This window comes from Neobacillus niacini (assembly GCF_000759675.1).
In the GTDB taxonomy this organism is placed as follows: Bacteria; Bacillota; Bacilli; order Bacillales; family Cytobacillaceae; genus Neobacillus; species Neobacillus niacini_A.
The window spans coordinates 1-719 of the sequence record NZ_BAWM01000055.1 but is presented as its reverse complement, the minus strand read 5'-3'; the positions used below and the strand labels follow the sequence as shown (position 1 = coordinate 719).

Sequence of the window (719 nt, the reverse complement as noted above, 5' to 3'; positions counted from 1 at the left end):
CAATCATGACAACAGGATTAGAGAGAATAGCAGTAAAAGCTCAACAAGATACAAAACTACAATTTACGTCATTAGCACATCACATTACAACAGAATTGATTTGGACTAGCTTAAACCATATGCCAAAGAACACCTCTCCTGGAATTGATGGAACTACAAGGGATATGGCAATAGCGCAGTTTGGAAATTGGGTTGAAGATATGATGAATTCAATCCACAGACAAAGCTATAAACCTCCAGCTGTTAGAAGGGTTTGGATACCAAAACCAGGGAAAGTTGAGAAACGTCCAATCGGAGTACCTTCTGTAGCAGACAGAGCTCTACAAAGAAGTACCTCAACGGTACTTACATCAATTTATGAACAAGACTTTCTCAATTGTTCATTCGGTGGTAGACCAAATAGGGGGGCACATAATGCCTTAGCTACGCTTAATGAAACGATTTCAGGAAAGAAAGTTAGCTGGGTACTGGAGGCTGACCTAAAGAACTTCTTTGGAACCTTAGACCATGATTGGGTAATTAAATTCGTTCAGCATAGAGTTGGCGACCCTAGAATTATAAGTCTAATTAAAAGATGGTTAAAAGCAGGTGTGATGGAAGGAAATGAAGTACAAATCAGCGAGACAGGAACACCACAAGGTGGGTCAATAAGTGTACTGTTAAGTAACATTTATCTTCACTATGTATTGGATTTATGGTTTGAAAAAGCGATAAAACCA

General features: G+C 38.8%; 1 protein-coding gene. It reads left to right on the top strand.

What is annotated here, in order from left to right:
• Nucleotides 1–719 (top strand): reverse transcriptase domain-containing protein (locus tag TR08_RS18970; protein WP_045520878.1); only part of this gene is annotated, 719 nt, incomplete at both ends.